Origin of the sequence: Stenotrophomonas sp. Ps181, from assembly GCF_025697425.1 — a bacterium.
Lineage (GTDB): Bacteria > Pseudomonadota > Gammaproteobacteria > Xanthomonadales > Xanthomonadaceae > Stenotrophomonas > Stenotrophomonas sepilia.
This window is the reverse complement of sequence record NZ_JAHWBI010000001.1, coordinates 38,208-54,660: the sequence shown is the minus strand read 5'-3', so window position 1 is coordinate 54,660 and position 16,453 is coordinate 38,208. Positions and strand designations below refer to the sequence as shown.

General features: G+C 67.2%; 17 protein-coding genes and 1 tRNA gene. 5 read left to right on the top strand and 13 right to left on the bottom strand.

Annotated elements, in window-relative coordinates; translation table 11 throughout:
• Positions 1 to 59: 59 nt before the first annotated feature.
• On the top strand, positions 60 to 734 hold the full coding sequence (locus tag KXV01_RS00260) for a class I SAM-dependent methyltransferase (protein ID WP_099494691.1): 675 nt from the start codon (positions 60 to 62) through the stop codon (positions 732 to 734).
• Positions 735 to 737: 3 nt separating this feature from the next.
• Here the strand turns inward: KXV01_RS00260 and smqnr are convergent, their stop codons facing one another.
• Entirely contained in the window at positions 738 to 1,385 is a 648-nt protein-coding gene (gene smqnr / locus KXV01_RS00255; RefSeq protein ID WP_049417085.1) for a SmQnr family pentapeptide repeat protein, read from the bottom strand.
• A 158-nt stretch (positions 1,386 to 1,543) separates the two neighbouring features.
• Here smqnr and KXV01_RS00250 point away from each other — a divergent pair, with 158 nt between their 5' ends.
• Together KXV01_RS00250 and KXV01_RS00245 are read left to right on the top strand one after the other, a co-directional pair.
• On the top strand, positions 1,544 to 2,320 hold the full coding sequence (locus tag KXV01_RS00250) for a DeoR/GlpR family DNA-binding transcription regulator (protein ID WP_099494690.1): 777 nt from the start codon (positions 1,544 to 1,546) through the stop codon (positions 2,318 to 2,320).
• Positions 2,321 to 2,331: 11 nt separating this feature from the next.
• Positions 2,332 to 3,465, top strand: a complete 1,134-nt coding sequence (locus KXV01_RS00245; protein ID WP_263467317.1) for an MFS transporter — start codon at positions 2,332 to 2,334, stop codon at positions 3,463 to 3,465.
• A 9-nt stretch (positions 3,466 to 3,474) separates the two neighbouring features.
• Here KXV01_RS00245 and KXV01_RS00240 read toward each other — a convergent pair whose 3' ends face one another.
• The 4 genes from KXV01_RS00240 to KXV01_RS00225 all read right to left on the bottom strand — a co-directional run bounded on the left by KXV01_RS00240 (position 3,475) and on the right by KXV01_RS00225 (position 8,227).
• Entirely contained in the window at positions 3,475 to 4,980 is a 1,506-nt protein-coding gene (locus KXV01_RS00240; RefSeq protein ID WP_099494688.1) for a PepSY domain-containing protein, read from the bottom strand.
• Between the two features lie 11 nt (positions 4,981 to 4,991).
• A complete protein-coding gene (locus KXV01_RS00235; RefSeq protein ID WP_099494687.1) occupies positions 4,992 to 7,130 on the bottom strand; it encodes a TonB-dependent receptor in 2,139 nt (712 codons plus the stop codon).
• Positions 7,131 to 7,259: 129 nt separating this feature from the next.
• Entirely contained in the window at positions 7,260 to 7,655 is a 396-nt protein-coding gene (locus KXV01_RS00230; RefSeq protein WP_099494686.1) for a DUF2946 family protein, read from the bottom strand.
• 191 nt (positions 7,656 to 7,846) lie between these two features.
• Complete coding sequence (locus KXV01_RS00225) at positions 7,847 to 8,227, bottom strand: tautomerase family protein (RefSeq protein WP_019659488.1); 381 nt, start codon at positions 8,225 to 8,227, stop codon at positions 7,847 to 7,849.
• 566 nt (positions 8,228 to 8,793) lie between these two features.
• Between KXV01_RS00225 and KXV01_RS00220 the strand changes: the two genes are divergently transcribed.
• Positions 8,794 to 9,201, top strand: a complete 408-nt coding sequence (locus tag KXV01_RS00220) for a hypothetical protein (protein ID WP_099494685.1) — start codon at positions 8,794 to 8,796, stop codon at positions 9,199 to 9,201.
• Positions 9,202 to 9,253: 52 nt separating this feature from the next.
• Entirely contained in the window at positions 9,254 to 9,817 is a 564-nt protein-coding gene (locus KXV01_RS00215; RefSeq protein ID WP_005415515.1) for a hypothetical protein, read from the top strand.
• Positions 9,818 to 9,903: 86 nt separating this feature from the next.
• Here KXV01_RS00215 and KXV01_RS00210 read toward each other — a convergent pair.
• The 8 genes from KXV01_RS00210 to acpP form a co-directional block, all read right to left on the bottom strand.
• Positions 9,904 to 9,978: transfer RNA gene (locus tag KXV01_RS00210), tRNA-Val, on the bottom strand.
• A 133-nt stretch (positions 9,979 to 10,111) separates the two neighbouring features.
• On the bottom strand, positions 10,112 to 10,465 hold the full coding sequence (locus tag KXV01_RS00205) for a PilZ domain-containing protein (protein WP_005412452.1): 354 nt from the start codon (positions 10,463 to 10,465) through the stop codon (positions 10,112 to 10,114).
• A complete protein-coding gene (locus KXV01_RS00200) occupies positions 10,462 to 11,418 on the bottom strand; it encodes a DNA polymerase III subunit delta' (RefSeq protein ID WP_099494684.1) in 957 nt (318 codons plus the stop codon). Before KXV01_RS00200 ends, KXV01_RS00205 begins: the two co-directional genes overlap by 4 nt.
• On the bottom strand, positions 11,415 to 12,080 hold the full coding sequence (gene tmk / locus KXV01_RS00195; protein ID WP_263467310.1) for a dTMP kinase: 666 nt from the start codon (positions 12,078 to 12,080) through the stop codon (positions 11,415 to 11,417). Before tmk ends, KXV01_RS00200 begins: the two co-directional genes overlap by 4 nt.
• On the bottom strand, positions 12,077 to 13,138 hold the full coding sequence (mltG, locus tag KXV01_RS00190; protein ID WP_049417073.1) for an endolytic transglycosylase MltG: 1,062 nt from the start codon (positions 13,136 to 13,138) through the stop codon (positions 12,077 to 12,079). Before mltG ends, tmk begins: the two co-directional genes overlap by 4 nt.
• Before the next feature lie 198 nt (positions 13,139 to 13,336).
• A complete protein-coding gene (locus KXV01_RS00185) occupies positions 13,337 to 14,701 on the bottom strand; it encodes an aminodeoxychorismate synthase component I (protein ID WP_111191836.1) in 1,365 nt (454 codons plus the stop codon).
• Positions 14,702 to 14,793: 92 nt separating this feature from the next.
• Positions 14,794 to 16,056 carry a beta-ketoacyl-ACP synthase II gene (gene fabF, locus KXV01_RS00180; RefSeq protein WP_263467309.1) on the bottom strand — a complete coding sequence of 421 codons (1,263 nt, stop codon included), beginning with the start codon at positions 16,054 to 16,056 and terminating at the stop codon, positions 14,794 to 14,796.
• 142 nt (positions 16,057 to 16,198) lie between these two features.
• The gene (gene acpP, locus KXV01_RS00175) at positions 16,199 to 16,438 is read right to left on the bottom strand and encodes an acyl carrier protein (RefSeq protein ID WP_005415509.1); all 240 of its coding nucleotides are present in this window, start codon (positions 16,436 to 16,438) and stop codon (positions 16,199 to 16,201) included.
• Positions 16,439 to 16,453 lie beyond the last annotated feature (15 nt).

Here is a 16,453-nt window from a genome sequence, read left to right as displayed (position 1 = left end):
GCGCAATGCCCCTTGCGCGCCGCGCTACAGTGGTCTGTCCCCGTCGAAGGAATCCGCACATGTCCACGTTCTCCGACCCGCAGGCGGTGGCCCGCTATGCCGAAGCACCGCTGCGCCAGGTGCCCGGTTTCCTCGCGTTGCAGCAGATGAGCCGCCTGCTGCTGGCCGAACGCGTTCCCGCACAGGGCCGCGTGCTGGTACTCGGTGCCGGTGGCGGGCTTGAGCTGAAGGCCTTCGCCGAGGCACAGCCGGGCTGGCAGTTGCTCGGCGTGGATCCGGCCGCACCGATGCTGGCCCTGGCCGAACAGACACTGGGTCCGCTGAAGTCGCGCGTGCAGCTGCTGGAAGGCTACATCGACGATGCGCCCGATCTGCGCTTCGACGGTGCCAGCTGCCTGTTGACCCTGCACTTCCTCGACGCCGCGCAGCGCCTGCACACGCTCCGCGAGCTGCACAGGCGCCTGCAGCCCGGCGCGCCGCTGGTGGTGGCGCACCACAGCGTGCCGCAGGATCCGGCCGGCAAGCTGCGCTGGTTGCAGCGCTACGCCGCGTTCGCCGAAGCCTCGGGGGTTGCCCACGCCGATGCACAGCGCGCGATCGACGCCATTGCCGAGCGGTTGCCGCTGCTGGCCCCCGAACAGGAGGTCGCGCTGATGCAGGAGGCGGGCTTCGATGGCGTGGAGCTGTTCTACGCAGGCTTCAGCTTCAGGGGCTGGGTGGCGTACGCCGGGTGATGCCTACGGCACCACCGTGATGCCGATGCGCTGCATCAACAGCGCCACCTGCTGCACGTCCAGCGTGGCGCCACGCAGGTTGGTGCTGCGCAGGTCCAGCTCGCCCAGCTCGGAGTTGGTCAGGTCGCAGTCGGTGAAGTTGGCGCTGTTCCAGTCGATGCCCTCGAACTGGCCACCGGACAGGTCCGAGCCCGCGAAGCTGGCGCCGCTCACGTTCGCACCGTCCCAGCGGTTTTCCCACAGTTCGCATTTCTCCAACGTGACCCGCGAGAAATTGGCATAGCGCAGGTTCGACTTCTTGATGAACGCGCTGCAGAACCAGCTCCGCGTGGTGATCTGGTTCATGAAGCTGGCGCTGCTGAAATCCGCGCCCTGCACGCGGCACTCGCTGATTTCCAGGCCCAGTGCCTTGATGAAATTGAAGTGGCACATGCTGATGTCGCAGCTGCGGAAGCTCGCTTCCTTCAGCGTGGCGCCGTTGAAGCGGCAGCCGGCGCGGCTGTCGGCATCGTAGAAGCTGCAGTTGATGAACTCGGTAGCGGTCAGGTCCGCGCCGGAAAAATCGCATTCGTGGAACTGCTGGTCGACCACTTTCTGGCCGGTGTACTGGTCCGCGCCGATGCGCAGCTTGCGGTGAACGGTGGGGGACATCAGGGATTCCATGCCAGGTGCCCCGCCATCTTGCCGGGTCGCGAGGACGATCCATAGACGTGGGCGCGGGAGGATTCACCGGCAGTCCAGCCGCCCTGTGCCCCCAACAGCGTATGCACGTTGTTGCATGTTAATGCACGAACGTGCAGACTTGCAGCATGAGCTCCGATCCCAGCCCCCTGCCCGCCCAGCGCACCCGACAGATCCTGGAGGAACTGCGCCAGCAGGGCCGCGTGGTCGCCGCCGAACTGGCGCGCCGCTATGCCGTCTCTGAAGATTCGATCCGCCGTGACCTGCGCGAGCTGGCTGCACAGGGCCTGTGCCAGCGTGTCTACGGCGGCGCCGTGCTGCCGCCGCCCAAGGAACGCCCGCTGCGCGAGCGCCTGACCCGCGACCGCGGCGACAAGGCCGAGCTGGCCGCCCGCGTCTGCGCATTGCTGCAACCCGGCCAGGTGGTGCTGCTTGATGCCGGTTCGACCAACCTGGCCATCGCCCAGCAATTGCCGCTCGAACTCGGGCTGACAGTGATCACCAATGCCCCGCAGATCGCCACCGCCGCCAGCATGCTTGAAGGCACCTCGGTGCAGCTGATCGGCGGCCGCCTGGCCAGCGGTGGCGGTGCGGTCGGTGCCGAAGCCTTGGCCCAGGTGCAGCGCCTGCGCGCCGACGTATACCTGCCCGGCCCCTGCGCGGTGGACGGCGACACCGGCGTGTGGGCAATGGATGCGGAAGAAGCCTCGCTGAAGCGCGCGATGGTCGCGTGCAGCAGCCGTGTCATCGTCGCCGCCACCACTGAAAAGCTCGGTGCCCGCGGCCACTGGCAGATCGCCAGCCTCGACGAGATCGACGACCTGGTGCTGACCACCACCGCGCCCCCCGCATTGGCGGCACGCTTCCGCGCCGCCGGCATCGCGGTGCACCCCACTCCGCCCTGACCGTACCGCTCATGTCCCTTGCCAACCGCGCGCGTGCCGAACAGCACGCGACCCGCGCTGCGTTCTTCATTCCCGGCTTCGCCACCGCACTGTGGGCCACACTGGTACCGTTCGCCAAGGCGCGCACCGGGATCAACGACGCCACGCTGGGGCTGGTGCTGCTCTGCCTCGGTGCCGGTTCGCTGATGGCGATGCCGTTGTCCGGCGTGCTCGCCGCGCGCCTCGGTTGCCGCCGGGTGATGGTGGCCAGCAGCCTGCTGATCTGCCTGACCGTGCCCGGCCTGGCGCTGGCCGGCTCAGCGTGGACGCTGGGCCTGTTGTTGTTCGTGTTCGGTGCTGCGGTGGGCGCGATGGACTGCACGATGAACGTGCAGGCCGTCATCGTCGAGCGCGAAGCACGGCGGGTGATGATGTCCGGCTTCCATGCCTTCTTCAGCATCGGCGGCTTCCTCGGCGCGGCCACCATGACCGTGCTGCTGTCCGCACAGTTGCCGCCCTTGGCATCCGTGCTGATCGGCGTCGGCGCCATGCTGCTGGTGATGCTGCTGTCAGCGGCGTACTGGCACAGCGAACGCATGCCGCATGACACGCCGATGCTGGCCCTGCCGCATGGCATCGTGCTGCTCATCGGCGTGCTGGCGTTCGTCGCCTTCCTCGGCGAAGGCGCAATACTGGACTGGAGCGCAGTGTTCCTCAGTGACGTGCGTCGCGTCGATGCCAGCCTGGCCGGCGTCGGCTACGTGACCTTCACCCTGACCATGACCGTCGCGCGCCTGTTCGGCGATGCACTGGTGGCGCGCGTGGGCCGCCAACGCGCGATCGTGTTCGGGGCCCTGCTCGCCGCTGCGGGCGTGCTGGTGCTGACCCTGGTCACGCCGTGGCAGGCATCACTGCTCGGCTATGTACTGGTCGGACTCGGCTGCGCCAACATCGCGCCGGCGCTGTTCTCGCTGGCTGGCCACCAGACCCGCATGCCCGGCGCGCTGGCCATCACCGCCGTTTCCACGCTGGGCTTTGCCGGCATTCTCGCCGGGCCGGCGCTGATCGGCTTCGCCGCAAACCATTTCGGCCTGATCGCCGCGTTCATCGGCGTGGCCACGGCCTTGTTGCTGGTGGCCGTGTCCACGCGCTGGCTGCGGGTGTAGCCAAAGGCATCAACGCCGCCTGCGGCGCAGCTTCATCCGCAAGCGCCGATAGCCGATCACCGTCGCCGTGGCACACAGCGCGGTGCCAGCAGCGCTCAGCAGCAGCAACACCGCCAACCGGACACCTTCCTGGCGCAGCATCGCCGGCAGATCCCAGCTGTGCAGGAAGGAGAACAACCAGCGCCCCACCCGCTCGCGATGCCCCATCGTCAGCAACGGATCGCCGGTCGCCAGATCGAGATAGACGCGCGTCGCCTCGGCATCACCGAAGTCCACCACAGCCACCGGGAAGCGGCGCACTGCTGCGCCACTCATGGCCTCGGGCGCACGCGGGTAGAAGTACGCATCCGCTGCCTGCAGCACCACGAAAACCTGCATGGGCGCATCTGACAGCGCGCGCGCCTTCTGCTGCAGCCATGCGGTCGGCAGCAAGCGCGCGACTTGCAGATCTCCATTGCTGCCGGACATGATGCGGGTCTCGCCTCGCCCGTCCAGCAGTACCGCGAACAGCTCACCACCGATGCGTCGCCACTGGATCTCCACCGGCTGGAAGCGCGTGGCTTCGGCCACTGCCAGAAGCTCGTCAGGATCACCCAGCGCACCGTCCACCGCCACCGCGCCGCCCCGATAGCGTCCGCTGTCGATCGCCTCGCGCGTGCTGCTGAAGACGCCCAATGGATTCATCGACATCAGGCCGCTGAAAATCCAGGTGAACACGAAGGCCGCAGCACACAATCCGATCAGATGGTGCCAGCGCATCCACGGCTCGACGTACGGCGTCTTCGCACCGGAACGATAGTGCCCACGGAAACGCCAGCGCCACACACCCACCACGATGCCGCTGATCGCCGCCAGCGTGCACAGTGCGGACAGCACGATCACCCCCCACGTCCACACCGGGTCCACCGACTGCATGCGCAGGACGTACAACCAGTGCAGCCAGGCGCCCACGTAGTTCCAGCGCTGCTGCACATGCGGCGCGTCCAGCACGACTTCACCGGTGCGCGAGGACACATACAGGTCGCCCGGTTGCTCACCGCCCACCTCCACCCGGTACATTGGCCGATGCGCATCCAGAGCGCGCGAATGCGTCCAGCGATCCTCGTCCACGCGCGTTGCGCCGACGAAGGCCTGGCCGCCCGCGAACTGTGCAGCGGATGCTTCGGCACGCTGTGCCGACACCGGCAGCAGGGCCTGGCCGGTCACGGCAGACCAGGCGCCCACGTTGCTGCCACTGCGCACCACATACGCTGGCTCGCCACGCAGCGTGGTCAGCGCCACGGCCTCCGGCTCGGCCTGCACGGCGGCTGGCAGTACCGACAGCCCCTGCAGGTCGCGGGCCTCACCGAGCACCGGCAACGCCGCCAGCCGCTCACCGGGTGTCAGCTTCGGGTAGCCGATGAACAGCATCACCATGCCGCTGACAAACCACAGCAGCATCAGCAGGCATCCGCCGATGCCCAGCCAGCGGTGCACCAGGTAGGTCCAGCGCTTGGCGGTGGATCGCAGCGTCATCGTCAGCGCCCTCAGAAGCGATGGTCGACGGTGAGTTCGACGCGCCGGTCCGCACCCAGCAACCACTGCGTGCTGGTGTAGTACGCGGTGGCGTAGTACCCCTTGTCGAACACGTTGAACAATCGCGCGGACAGCCGCGTGCGCGGTGCCGCCTGCCAGGTCAGCGCAAAGTCAGTGGTGCTGAAGCCGGGAAGTTCCAGTGTGTTGGCATTGTCAGCGTAACGCTTGCCGACATAGCGGATGCCCGCCGCTGCGCTCCAGTCCGGCAGGAACTGCCAGCTCAACCATGCATTGGCCAAGCGCTCGGCCACATTCGGCGGCACGTTGCCATCTCGCGACACCAGCACCGCCGGCGAACCGGTGGTTTCCAGGAAGTCCTCGAACTCAGCCTTCAGCACCGTCGCGTTGGCATCCAGCGACCAGCGCGGCGCGAAGTTCCAGTTCAACGACGCTTCAATACCGCGCGAGGTCTGCGCGCCCACCTGCACCCGGCGATCCGGCAGCAGCGGATCACGGCTGAGCAGCCCGGTCTTGCGGATGCGGTACGCCGCCAGCGTCCACTCGCCGCCATCGAAGGCCTGCTTCAGGCCCACTTCGATCTGCCGCCCCTTGGCCAGATCGAATACACCATTGGCCGGGCTGATCATCAGCAGTCCACTGACCGGGTCCGCCGCCTGCGAGTACTGCGCATACAGGCTCAGCGTCGGCTGCAGCGCGAATACCGTACCCGCACGCCAGCCGGTGCTGCTGTAGGTCTTTGAGAACGCATTCTGGCCGCTGATCAGATCGGTGCGATCGATGCGCGCGCGGTCGTGGCGCAGCCCACCCAGCACCGACCAGCGCTCGCTCAGCGCCACCCGGTCCTCCATGAACAGCGCGTACTGCTCGGCACGGTTGCGGTAGCGCGGCAGGTTCGGCGCATCGCTGGCGAACTGGCCCGGGACAGGATCGAACGGATCGACCGAGCCCGAGCTGCCGGCATAGGTATTGTTGGTGTGCTTGAAGTGCGCGCGGTTGGCATCCAGGCCCACCGCGAAGGCGTTCGCCCAACTGCCCACATGGCCCTGCACGCGCAGCGTCGAGGTCAGACCGGTCTGGTCCTGGTTGTGGGTGATCTCGGTATTGCCCGAGCGATCGATCAGGCCGGTAGCGCGGTTGTAGACATAGGCCTCGGCATTGCGCCAATCGCGCTGGCTGTCGATCTGATAAACCCGCGTGCGCCATTCAACGTTCGCGTTCGGCGTCCACAGCGCATCGAGCTGGGTCCAGCGGTCGCGGAAGCGGATCTCGCTGTCGTCCACGTTGTAGTTGCGGTGGCGCAGCGCCTCCAGCTGGCGGCCCTCGACCAGCGGCGTGCCGAAGTAGCGCATCGGTTGCTGGTAGCCCTGCGCATGGGTGAGCGTCAGCTGCAGGTCCGGGCGGGCCTGCCACAGCAATGCGCCGGAGAAGGTGGCGTCATTGTTGCGGCCACGGTCAACCCAGCCACCGCTGTAGTTGCCGCTCACATCAACCCGGTAGGCCAGCTCGGGCGTCAGCGCGCCACCACTGCCGAAGCCCAGCCGCGCGGTGTCCTCGCTGCCCACGGTCATGCTGATCTCGTTCTCGATGGCGCCGCGCGTGGGCTTCTTCGGCACGATGTTGATCACGCCGCCGATCGCACCGTCGCCATGGATCACTGAGGCCGGGCCGCGCAGCACTTCGATGCGCTCGATCGACCAGGTATCGAACGGGAAGGTGATGCCCACGCCGCCGTACTGGCGCAGCCCGTCGTACAGCCGCATCACCGAAGCACCGTCGGTGAAGCCGCGGCTGGACAGCGCACTCAGGCCATTGCCCGGGTGCGGCATCGCACTGATCGCACCCGCCCGGCTGATCGCATCGTTGAGGTTGCTGTCGCCGCGCTGCTCCAGTTGCTCGCGCGAGATCACCGCCAGGCTGGCCGGTGTCTGCAGCACGCTCAGGCCCAACGCAGAGCCGGCGCTGGCGGCGGAGGACAGCTCGCCGCTGCGGGTATCGACCACCCGCACGGTCTCCAGCGTGGTCGGGGGTGCCGCGTCAGCAGCAACGGCAGAAGTGGAGTGCAGGACCAGCGCGCACACGACAGGCAGCGTCGCCCGGCGCAAGCGTGCGGGGTTGGGGTTCGTTTTCATTTTTTCACGGCATGCAAGGCCACCCCGCAATGGCAGGGCAGCAATCAGAAACGGACAGACACGCGCGTGCGGGCACCGGCCGTGGCCGGCAACCTCATGGAAGAACGTTCAGTGCAACGCGCGTGCGGCTCAGGCGGCCATCAAGGCCGGCGGCCCACGCGCTCCCAATGTGCCGCTGATCCGTTGCGGCAACGTCTGCACCGCACCGCGCAACGCGCGGCACACCGGTGCCATCGGCGCCAACAGCAGCACGGCCGCCACCAGCAGGGTGATCAGCCGCGCAGCGATCAGGCAGTAATCGCAGTCCACGCCCATCTCATGATCGGCGTGTGGATCGGCGGGCGGCTTCTTTGCGGCCTCGCCGTGCGGCATCGCCATCGCGTGATGGTCGTGGTGCCCTTCCATCGCGTGCAGCGCATGCTCTGCGTGCATTGCGTGGTCCATGGCTGCCACCGGCGCAGCGGCAGCCACGTGACCATGCGCCAGCCAGCGGCTCACCAGCGGGGCGAGCAGCACCAGCAGCATGGCAAGCCATGCCAGGGCCTGGAACCGGCGGTGGAGAGCAGAACGGCGCACGCCGCCATTCTACGGGGCCATGGCCAACCTTGGACCCCGTTCAGGGTTTGCCCCCTGCGACACGGTGACGCAGGACTGTCCTCCCCCGCGCACGCCCTCCATTCAGTAGATCCACGCCATGCGTGGATGCTTTTCGCCCATCAACTCACGTACTGGGCCACACCATTACCAAACGACCAATTTTCCCGCTTCACTTCCACCAGATTGATGAACACGTCTTCGCGGCGGATGCCCACCGCCGCATGCAGGCCGTCGGCGATGCCCAGGTACAACGCCTTCTTCTGCTCCAGCGTGCGCCCTTCGTTCCAGGTGATCTGGATGCAGATGAAGTCGTCGGTACGGTCCACGCCCAGGTAGCCCGGGTCGTAGATCAGCGTGCCGGGCGCGTGTTCCTGGAAGATCTGGAAGCGATCGTTTTCCGGCACACCCACCGCGCGCATGGCCTGGTAGATGGTTTCGCCGACGCGTTGCAGGTAGTCGGCGGATTTACCTTTGCGAAGGTCGATGCGGGCGAGCGGCATGGTGGCACTCCAGAGTGGATGGGCACGGCAACGGACTGAGACTACGCCTGCCCGGGGCGGCGGGACAACGCTGGGATGGAGCCCTCTGGCTCCATGCGTGGCATGGTCCCGCCTCCGCCGCGCGGGGTGACGCGATTGCCGTGGTGGCTCCGCTGTGGAGTCGTCTCGTGCATGGTCGGAAGGTGCGGCGATGTGCGCCATCAGTGATGGGCCGCACTACTCGCGGGTGCTGGACGGCACACATCGGGAAACATCTGGCCTGCCTAGGGACAGTTGAGAATTTTCCTTACAGACCGATGTGATTGTCCGGCTTGAAGATCGCCGCGCCGAGGCAAGACGCCTTGGCCGGGATTGGCGTCTCGAATAAACGAACAAGCTACTGGAAGTTGCGATCTTGATCGCAGCAAAGAGAATGCACCGACTGCCTTCCATGGCGGGCGGTGCGTGGGGATCGGAAGATCCGCCAGGCTTTTTCTCCCAGTGAGCTTTCGTGCCTTGGTACGCCAACCCGCACCGTCCGCCACCTTCGCTTCGGAAGGTGGCTTCACGCCAGTGAGGGTTTCGCCATGACCAACTGCACCGCCATCCATCCCCGCCTGCACGCCTTGATCGGCGACGTCGCCGCCGATGTGCCCGAAGACCTCGCACGCGAGATCGAGTGCGCACTGAACGAACAGAACCTGCCGGCGCAGTCGGCCACGTTCTTCGCCCGTCTCAGTGCGATCAACCATGCTGACGGCGATGACGGACAGCCGTGCATCAGCCTCACCCTCGGCGCCAGCAATCACGCTTCGTTGCGCCGCTCGCTATCTGGGCTCGGCGCGTTGCTCGATCTGCTGCAGGCCGCCGACCATGCGCGCAACGAAGCCGGTCCTAACGAGCAGTTGGGCGCCTTCCATATCGACGGACTGATCTTGGCCGCACGACAGCTGGTGCGCGAGGCGCATCATTGCCTCTTCAGCGGCGATGCCTGACCGGCCCGGATGTGCTGCCGCTACAATCGCGCAGGGAGCGCAGGAGACCGCAATGGACGCCGAACACCTGGAGTACTTCAAGGCCGCACTGGAAGGCCGCGCAACCGTGGGCTGGAACGTCTGGTTCGCGGCCAACCAGCACGCGCTGGCACAACAGCTGAGCCGCCCTGCACTGCTGCGCTTGAAGTTCAGCACACTGGATGAAGCCGAACGCCTGCTGGCCGAAGCCGGCATCGTGCCCCGCAGCACAGCGGGCAAGCGCTACGAAATGTACTGCGCGCAGTTCTCGCCGGACGTGGTGGACGCGAACGGTCGCCCGCTACCGGCCCTCTGGCGCGCGGCGCACGGCGGTGCCATCGGCCTGCTGGCCGATGGCGAGCAGGAGGCCGGCCAGGCGAAGCTGCTTGCGGAATTCCGCCGGGTCCGCAAGCGCGGGCTGCAGCAGGCCCATGAATGGTTGGCCGATCTGTGCTTTGAAGGCGAGATGGAGCTGACCAGCGGCAATGCCGAGGTGGGCCGTAGCCTGCTGGCGGTGGTGGTGCAGGCCGGCAGCGGCCACGACCTGTTGGATGCCACGGCGATGATCGCGCGCGAGCTGCTGGAGCGGCACGGCTGAAACGATGTGCGTTTCCGGCTGATCCTGCCGGATGACAGGCAACAAAAAAAGCCTCCATTGCTGGAGGCTTCTTTCGTTCTGCAATATGGTGGGCGGTACAGGGATCGAACCTGTGACCCTTGCCGTGTGAAGGCAATGCTCTACCGCTGAGCTAACCGCCCGGTGTGTTGCTGAGCCGCTCATTATAGGGGCTTTTCAGAGGCCGTCAACAGTTTTTCACATTCGTGTTCACGGGGGTTTTCGGGCAACGGCAGTCGAGCATGGCTCGACTCTACAGGGCCGCGCGGCGCGGCCTCACATCGTATGGGTCGGTTTGTCCGAACCGGTCAGGCCGGCCAGCAGGGTCTCGATCTTGTGGCGCACGCCCTCGCCTTCGGCACCGTCGGCCAGCTGCACGCCGATGCCGGCGGTGCGGTTGCCCTGTGCGCCGGCCGGGGTCACCCAGATCACCTTGCCGGCCACCGGCAGGCGCTCGCTGGAATCGGGCAGGGTCAGCAACAGGAACACCTCGTCGCCCAGGAAGTAGCGCTTGGGCGTGGGCACGAAGATGCCGCCATTCTTCACGAACGGCATGTACGCGCTGTACAGCGCGGCTTTGTCCTTCACAGCCAGGGACAGGATGCCCTGGCGGGCGTTGCTGGCACTCATCGATTTCCCCTTGCGGCAGGCCGCTCGTTCACCTTGTTCCAGGCCAGCAGCAACTCGACCACCGCAAGGTCTGCACGCACCGTGGTGCGCAGCAGGTCGCGGGTGCGGTTGGCCGCATCGAACCAGGCTGCAAGCTTGTGCAATCGCTCCGGCGTGGTCAAGGCATCGGTGCTGGCCTGGGCCAGCGCCAGGTCGGCGGCAAAGCGCAGGCGCAATGCCGCGTTTTCATCGCCGCACCACTTCTGCGCCAGTTCCACCGCACCGGTCTTGCCGGCAGCCAGCTGTTCCAGCTCACGGCCTACTTCTCGGCGCAGGCTCAGGCCATCTTCGCGCAGCCAGTTGTCGGCCTGGCCGGGATGGCCGCGCGCGGCGTCCAGCGCTTCGCGCGCCAACGCCTCGCTATGGCCCTGCTGCTGCAGCCAGGCCAGTGCCTCGTGCTGCGGCGGCAGCTTGAACTCCAGGCGCTGGCAGCGGCTGCGGATGGTCTGTGGCAAGCGTGCCGGGTCGCTGCTGATCAGCCACAGGTAGCGGCCGGGCTGCGGCTCTTCCAGCGTCTTCAGCAGTGCGTTGGCCGCCGAGCGGTTGATCGCATCGGCCGGATCGACGATCACTACCTGCGCCACGCCGTACTGCGGGGTCAGCGCCAGCTTGTCGGTGATCTCGCGCACCTGCTCGATGACGATCTCGGTACGCAGCTTGTCGCCGCTCTTGTTCGGAATGAAGCTGACCAGCTGCAGGTCCGGGTGTGTGCCCGCTGCGATCAGCTGGCGCGTACGCGTTGCGTGGGCTGCATCGCCCTGCGCCAGCACATGGTCGGCCAGCGCCAGCGCGACCTCGTGCTTGCCCAGCCCGGCCGGGCCGCAGATCAGCAGGCCATGACCGAGGCGACCGGCGTCGAGCGCGGCAACCGTCTGATCGAACGCGCGCTGCTGCCACGGTGAAAAGGTACTCATGCGCCCTCCCCGTCCTGCAGCCAGCGCTCGACACGCGCGACCACGTCGGCGGCCACGCGCGCCTGCTCCTGGCCCGCATCAATCAACGCAAAGCGCTGCGGGTCCTGCTGCGTACGGCCGCGGAACACTTCGCGCACGCGCTGGAAGAAATCGTCCTGCTCGCTCTCGATGCGGTCCGGCCACAGGTCACGGCCGTTGGCGCGCGCGCGGCCGACGGCCACGTCCACGTCCAGCAGCAGGGTCAGGCCCGGCAGCAGGCCGACCGCGCGGCGCTCCAGGTCGGCGATCCACTGCGGGTCGAGGCCACGGCCACCGCCCTGGTAGGCATAGCTGGAATCGGTGAAACGATCGCTCAGCACATAGGCGCCGCGCTGCAGTGCTGGCTGGATCACCTGGCGTACGTGCTGCGCGCGCGCGGCGAATACCAGCAGCAGCTCGGCTTCGGCGCTGAGCGGTTCGGCGGCGATTTCGGCATCGGGTTTCAGCACCAGGCCGCGGATGCGCTCGGCCAGTGGCGTGCCGCCCGGTTCACGGGTCAGCACCACCTCGTGGCCGTGGCTGCGCAGGCACTCACGGATGGCATTGATGGCGGTGGTCTTGCCCGCGCCCTCGCCGCCTTCCAGGCTGACGAAACGCGGGTGGCGAAGCAGCGCGGGACTCATTGCGCCTGGGTCTCCTGGGTACGTTGCTGTCGCAGCTGCTGCAGGTAGCGGGCTACGGCGGCGTTGTGCTGGTCCAGGCTGGGCGAGAACACGTGCGCGCCGCTGCCATCGCCGACGGCGACGAAGTACAGCGCGTCGCCCGGCGCCGGCTGTGCGGCGGCCATCAGCGCGTCACGGCTGGGCATGGCGATCGGGGTCGGGGTCAGGCCAGCGCGGGTATAGGTGTTGTACGGCGTATCGGTAGTCAGGTCGCGACGGCGGATGTTGCCGTCGTACGCAGCACCGAGGCCGTAGATCACGGTCGGGTCGGTCTGCAGGCGCATGCCGATCTTCAGGCGGCGCATGAACACGCCGGCGATCTGCGGGCGTTCGCTGGCCAGCGCGGTTTCCTTCTCGATGATCGAGGCCAGCGTCAGCAGTTCGTAGGGCGTGTTGATCGGCAGGTCCGGCGCGCGGCTTTCCCAGGCTTCGTCCAGCGCCTTTTCCATTGCGGCGTGGGCGCGCTTGAGCACGTCCAGATCACTGTCCCCGCGCTGGTAAACGTAGGTCTCCGGCAGGAAGCGGCCTTCCGGATGCTGGCCACCGAAGCCGAGGCGCTGCATCAACGCGGCGTCATCCAGGGTATCGGTGGTGTGCAGCAGCGGCTCGGCGCGCTTGAGCGCGGCACGCAGCTGGCGGATGTTCCAGCCCTCGACAATGGTGACGCGGTGCTGCAGCACCTTGCCGGCGCGCATGCGCAGCAGCAGCTCGCGCGGGGTCAGCTCGCCACTGAGCGCGTACTCGCCCACTTTCAACTTGCCGGCCGCATCGAGCTGGCGCGCCAGCAGCTGCCACTGGGTGTCCTGGCCCTCGTCCACGCCGGCCTCGCGCAGCTTGCGCAGCACGCTGTTCATGCCATCGCCGCTGGCGATGACCACGCTCTCGGCGGTCGGGGTGATCGGGGCATCGGCGAAGCGGGTCTGCTGGTAGAAGAACCACGCGCCCGCGCCGGCCACGACGGCGGCCAGCACCACCACCAGCGTTACCACGAACAGACACCCGCGCTTGGCTCCCGCCATGGACTACCTCTGAACTCGATTCCGTCGTGCAGGATACCGTGCCGGTGGTGTGGGGTCATGACCAGAGCCACACACCCAGTGCCGACCAACGGTCGGCACCCACCGGAACAACGGCACCCGCCGGTACCGGTAGTGCCGGCCGCTGGCCGGCAATCGCGCGGATCGTGGATGAATGAGGTTGCCGGCCAGCGGCCGGCACTACCCCTGCTGGCCCAGCGCGCGCAGCAGGCCGCGGGCCTTGGCGCGGGTCTCGTCCAGTTCCTTGTCCGGGTCCGAATCGACCACGATGCCGGCGCCGGTGCGGAAGCTCACCTCGTGGCCATCCACCTCGGCGGTGCGGATCAGGATGTTCAGGTCCAGGTCGCCATCGCGGTTCAGCCAGCCGAACGCGCCGGTGTAGGCACCCCGCGGCACCTGCTCCAGTTCGCTGATGATCTGCATGCAGCGCACCTTGGGGCAGCCGGTGATGGTGCCACCAGGGAACGTGGCGGCAATCACCTCGCCGGGCGTGACCTCCGGGCGCAGGTGGCCGCTGACGTTGCTGACGATGTGGTGCACATGCGCGTAGCTCTCCACGGTCATCAGCTCATCCACCACCACGGTGCCGGGCAGGCAGATACGGCCCAGATCGTTGCGCTCCAGGTCGATCAGCATCACGTGCTCGGCACGCTCCTTCGGGTGGCCGACCAGCTCCTGGATGCGCGCGGCATCATCGTCGCCTTCAAAACGCGGACGCGTGCCGGCAATCGGCCGGGTCTGCGCGTGGCCGGCATGCACCGACACCAGCCGTTCCGGCGAGGAACTGACCACGTGGCGGCCGTGCGCGCTGAACAGGCCGGCAAACGGCGCCGGGTTGGCACGGCGCAGCTGCGCGTACAGCGCCTGCGGGCTGACCGGCGCAGCGAACTGCGCGCTCCAGCGCCGCGACAGGTTCACCTGGAACACATCGCCGGCGCGCAGGTACTCGATCACCCGGCGCACGCCGTCGGTGAAGCGCTGCGGCGCATCCTCGCCCACCGACTGCGGCGGCTGCCAGCCGTGCCCGGCCTCCGGCAGTGCCTGCGACGCCAAGGTCACCAGCGCCTCCAGCAGGGCCTGCTCACCGGCTTCGGCGATGACGAAGCTGGCGTCGTTCTGGTGGTCGTGCAGCAGCGCGGCCGGGCAGCGCAGCGCCAGCGCGGTCGGGCGGCCGTCCTCGCGCGCACGCGTTGGCAGCACCGGTTCGATCTGGCTGGCCACTTCGTAGTCCAGCATCAACGCCCAGCCGCCACGGAACGGCAGGCTGTGGCTGCCGTCGTGCGGCAGGCGTTCGTGCTGCCAGGCGCGATCCAGCGCCTGCAGGAACGTGCCGGGCTGCACGGCACCCTGCAGGTCGCGCACCTGGCCATCGGCGTCCAGACGCAGGCCCTCGCCCTGCGCGGCCAGCAGCAGGCTCCAGCGGCCCTGGGCGGTGCCCGAGGCGGTGGATTCCATCAGCAGCGGGAAGCGCGCCGGGTCGTGCTGCTGCAGGGCCAGCAGATCGATCGGGTGCGGCAGCGGGTGGATCAGCGGTGCGTGGGTCATGGCGGCCAGTTCGGGGGATCAGATGCACGGAAGCCGCCTTGCGGCGGCTCCGTAGAACGCGGCGTCGAGCATGGCCCGACGCTACAACTCGGTCAGACGCGCTTGAAGATCAGCGTGCCGTTGGTGCCGCCGAAGCCGAAGCCATTGGACATCACCACGCCGACCTTGGCCTGGCGTGCTTCGTTGGGCACGTAGTCCAGGTCGCAGCCTTCGCCCGGCTGCTGCAGGTTGATGGTCGGCGGAATGACGTTGTCCTGCAGCGCCATCACCGAGAAGATCGCTTCCACGCCGCCGGCCGCGCCCAGCAGGTGGCCGGTCATCGACTTGGTGGAGCTGACCATCATCTTGTAGGCGTGGTCGCCGAAGGCGGTCTTCATCGCCATGGTCTCGCCCAGGTCGCCCAGCGGCGTGGAGGTGCCGTGCGCGTTGAGGTAACCGACCTGCTCCGGGCTCACGCCGGCGTCCTTCATGGCCATCACCATGCAGCGTGCGGCGCCTTCGCCGTTCTCGCTCGGGGCGGTCATGTGATACGCGTCGGAGCTGGCGCCGAAGCCGGCCAGTTCACAGTAGATCTTCGCACCACGGGCCTTGGCGTGCTCGTACTCTTCCAGGATCAGGATGCCGGCGCCGTCACCCAGCACGAAGCCGTCACGCTCCTTGTCCCACGGGCGCGAGGCCTGTTCCGGTGCGTCGTTGCGGGTGCTCATCGCCTTCATCGCGCAGAAGCCACCCAGTGCCGTCGGCGACGAACCACGCTCGGCGCCACCGGCCACCATCACGTCGGCATCGCCGTACTGGATCATGCGCATCGCGGTACCGATCGAATGGTTCGAGGTCGCGCACGCCGACACCGCCGAGAACGACGGGCCCTTCAGGCCGGTGATGATGCTCAGCTGGCCCGGCAGCATGTTGATGATGGTCTTGGGCACGTAGAAGGGCGAGATCTTCTTGCCCTCGTGGAACTCGATGGTCTGCTCTTCGATACCGAGCAGGCCGCCGATGCCGGCGCCGACAATGGCGCCGATGCGCTCGGCATTGGCGTCGGTGATCTCCAGGCCCGAGTCGTGCAGGGCCATGAACGAGGCACCGAGGCCGTAATGGATGAACGGGTCCATCTTCTTGGCATCCTTGCCGCTGACCCGGAATTTGCCGAACAGTTCGTTGTCGGCGGTGATGTCAAAGCCCTTGACCTCACCTGCAATCTTGGTGGTGAACCGGTCCAGGTAGGCATCGGCAACGTTGGTCAGCGGACCGATGCCCGAACGACCGTGGGTGATGCCTTCCCAGCTGCTGGCCAGATCATTGCCCAACGGCGAGACGATACCCAGGCCGGTTACGACGACGCGACGCTTCATTGCTGATTCTCCTGACCCGAAGGTTCAATCGGGTAACACGGTTTGCTTCGGTGTGATGCTCAAACACACGGGGCCGCAACTGCGGCCCCATGGGGTGCGGTGCGCGGCGAGCGGAGACCCGCGCGCGCACTGCCGTCTGACATCAGGCCTTGACGTGGGCCTTGATGTAGTCGATGGCGGCCTGCACGGTGCTGATCTTCTCGGCTTCTTCGTCCGGGATCTCGCACTCGAATTCTTCTTCCAGGGCCATCACCAGCTCGACGGTGTCCAGCGAGTCAGCGCCCAGGTCATCGACGAACGATGCGCTGTTGGTGACTTCTTCTTCCTTGACGCCAAGCTGTTCGACGACGATTTTCTTGACGCGTTCTTCGATGGTGCTCATGGGATCTCGCTCCAG